The organism is Anaerovibrio sp. (assembly GCF_051866355.1).
Taxonomy (GTDB): Bacteria; Bacillota; Negativicutes; order Selenomonadales; family Selenomonadaceae; genus Anaerovibrio.
On sequence record NZ_JBJDWZ010000155.1, the window covers coordinates 1 to 3,060 of the forward strand.

Genomic DNA, 3,060 nt, shown 5'->3' on the forward strand with positions numbered 1-3,060 from the left:
ACTAAAAAATAAATCTATTCTTTAATATCACCAAAGTATCATACAAGCACTACGAAAAACTGAAATTCTTTTTACAAGCTTTGCATCCATATCCTCTTCCTGAACACGACAACAGTTACCAGAAGGCGCACGGCTTCCTCCAATGACAGGATGAAGTACACATATGGTATCGGCAGGTTCAGCACGAAGGCGGCCAGATATCCCAGCGGCACGCCGAAAATCCATGTGCCCATCAGGTCAATCCACATAATCAGCTTTGTCCGGCCGCCACTGCGGACGATGCCGCCGCCTAAAATCATGTTCAGCACCTTTATAGGAGCCACCAGGGCAAAGGCCAGGAGAATGTCGCTGGCAATAGACCTGGTGATGTCCTCCACCGCGTAAATATTCACGTAGAAGGATTTGGTGGCCATCAGCAGGACAGAAAGGAGGATGGCACCGCAAAGCCCGTACCATATCAGCCTTTTGGAATTGGCGTATGCCTCATCGTAATCCTTCCGGCCCAGGGATTTGCCTATCAGTATCCCAGCCGCCTGGGAAAGCCCGCTCAGTGCGCCAATCATCAGCCCCTGAATGGGATTGGTCAGCGTCATGGCGGCGCAGGCGATAGTGCCCATGTGGCCGTAAATGGAAGCGTAGACGTTTTCGCCCAGGCTCCACATAAATTCTGTCACCAGTATGGGCAGCAGCATCCACAGGTACTGCCGGTAGCCGCTGGCGCCAAGGCGGAGGGAAAAGTGAAAACTGCCGCCTCCTTTGCGGTAGCTTATGAAAAATGACATCAGGATGAGCAGGAAATTGGCAAGCTGTGCCATGACGGTGGCGATGGCGGCACCCTCCACGCCCATAGGGGCAAAGCCCAGCCTGCCGAAGATGAGGATGTAGTTGAGGCCGGTGTTGACAATGGCTGCCGCAAAGCTGGCGTAGAGGGGCAGGGCGGCCCTTTCCATGCATCGGAGCATGGTAGAGAGCAGGATGGCCCCCGCCATAGGCAGGAAGGTAAAGGCAATCAGCCGCAGGTACGAGGCGGCAACGGCGCTCATGGCGGCATCCTCGGTGTAGGCTCTCATGATGGTTTCCGGCACAGCAAGGCAGGCGGCGGTGAAGGCGAGGGCCAGCAGGAGGGCGGCGGCAAGGTTTACGGAAAGGCTCTTGTCCACCTGCTCCTTTTCCTGCTTCCCCATGTACTGGGCAATCATGATGCCGGCTACCACGGCGATGGCTGATACAACCACCTGATAGATGGAGGAAAATTTTCCGGCCAGTCCCACGGCGGCAATGCTGACACTGCCCAGCTGGCCTATCATAATCTGGTCGATGATGCTGAACGAGGATTGGAGCATGCACTGCAGGGCAACAGGAACTGAGATGCCCAAAACTGTTTTTATAAAGCTGCGGTTTGTACGGTCTGCACCCATCGGAAATCACTCCCTTAATTTTATGCCTATATTTTAAAATAAGAGATGATAAAACACAATAGGTTAAACGCGTAACCCTTTATAAATTTAAAAGTTTTTATTTAGATATTTTAAAAGGCGCAGTGCTGTGGCGCGGCATCAGCTGCACGGGGAGCATGCAGGGCTGGCGGACGGGAGTGCCCTGCTTCAGCTCCCGTAGAGCCAGCAGGGCACTGGCGGCGCGGCGGGCAGGGTCCTGACGCACAGTGGTCAGGGTGGGTACAATCTGCTGGCAGATGGGCGTATCGTCAAAGCCGGCGATGGAGATTTCCTCCGGTACGTGCATGCCCTTTTCCTGCACAAACTGCAGAAAGTCGACGGCATAGTAGTCGGAAACAGCAAAAGCGGCAGTATGCTCCCTGATGAACGGAAGGTGCTGCTCATAAAACGCGCGGCGCGGCTCCCTCTGCATGGGAATAATCAGCAGGTCCGTGTTTTCCGCCCCGAAGCCATCCCGGAAGCCGCGGATGCGCCGGGCATCCATGCAGATGTCGTTGTCCGACAGGCACAGTGCCCGGCGGTGTCCGAGGCTTCGGAGATGCCTGCCGACCTGCAGGCCGCCGTCGTAGTTGTCAATGGTCAGGTTGCAGAGCCTGCCGTCGTCGGGGCTGTCTGCCGGGAAGCCGTCATAGACCACGAAGGGTATGTGCATGAACTGCCTGAGCTCATTGTATTCCTCCTCGCAGAAGCCGATGATGACCATGCCCTCCATGTTCCACATGGAGGCGAACTTTACGATGTCCGTCAGGCGGCTGGTGGTTTTTACCATCATAAAGTAACCGGCTTTTTCGATTTCGCCGGACAGGGCGTTCAGTGAGGCCGCCACGAAGGGGTCCTCCAGCACATGCCCTTCATATTTGCCGTGATTATTCATGACGATGCCGATGATGCGGGAATCGTTCTGCGCCAGCAAAAGCCCTGCCATGCTGGGGATGTACTGCCGTTCCTCCAGCAGCTTCTGCACCCTTTTGACAGTGGCATCGGAAATCTTTTTTGTTTTGCCGTGAATGACGTTTGATACCGTTGCCGTGCTGACGCCCAGCTCTTTGGCAATGTCCGCTATGCGTACCCTCTGCATTTTTCTCGTCCCCTTCCTGCTGATTTTTCCCTGCGCCGGGCCTGTTCTTTTTTTGCATTCATCCTTTATTTTATAAGCAGGCGGAATTATGTGCAAGGGCCTGTTGCGGCGGAATTCATTGACACAACTGCTCTATACATGCTATGATATATAGGTATAACAATGGAATGAAATATTCCACGCTCAGGGCAGGTACAGTCTGAGTCCTCTTTAATGTCAGTTAGGGAGGAAAAAATTCTATGATTGAACGGTATACAAATCCCGAAATGGGTAATATCTGGACACTGCAGCATGAGTTTGAAGTTATGCTGGACGTAGAAATCGCAGCATGCGAGGCCATGGCTGAGCTGGGCGAAATTCCGAAAGAGGCCGCAGAGCTGATTCTGGAGGACCTGAAGAAGTTCCGTGAGGTGCTGGTGCGCCGCGCGGCCGAGTTCAAGAAGTGGGTACAGAGGAACGCTATGAAGCGTTGGCTGCAGAAGGAAGATTTCCGCACCAATATCAGCAAGGACGAGGACGTTACCA

General features: G+C 53.9%; 2 protein-coding genes and 1 pseudogene. 1 reads left to right on the forward strand and 2 read right to left on the reverse strand.

Going from position 1 to position 3,060, the window contains the following annotated elements; genetic code table 11:
* Positions 1-71: 71 nt before the first annotated feature.
* Together ACI3UA_RS08110 and ACI3UA_RS08115 are read right to left on the reverse strand one after the other, a co-directional pair.
* Entirely contained in the window at positions 72-1,418 is a 1,347-nt protein-coding gene (locus ACI3UA_RS08110) for an MATE family efflux transporter (RefSeq protein WP_439724311.1), read from the reverse strand.
* A gap of 97 nt (positions 1,419-1,515) precedes the next feature.
* Complete coding sequence (locus ACI3UA_RS08115; protein WP_439724312.1) at positions 1,516-2,535, reverse strand: LacI family DNA-binding transcriptional regulator; 1,020 nt, start codon at positions 2,533-2,535, stop codon at positions 1,516-1,518.
* Positions 2,536-2,774: 239 nt separating this feature from the next.
* On the opposite strand from ACI3UA_RS08115, the pseudogene ACI3UA_RS08120 reads away from it, so the two are divergent.
* Positions 2,775-3,060 (forward strand): annotated as a pseudogene (locus ACI3UA_RS08120) (hypothetical protein); the annotation flags it as partial.

Bases quoted from the DNA above. Each gene is read 5' to 3' on its own strand.
- ACI3UA_RS08110 (WP_439724311.1), bottom strand. From the start codon at position 1,418: ATGGGTGCAGACCGTACAAACCGCAGCTTTATAAAAACAGTTTTGGGC.
- ACI3UA_RS08115 (WP_439724312.1), bottom strand. From the start codon at position 2,535: ATGCAGAGGGTACGCATAGCGGACATTGCCAAAGAGCTGGGCGTCAGC.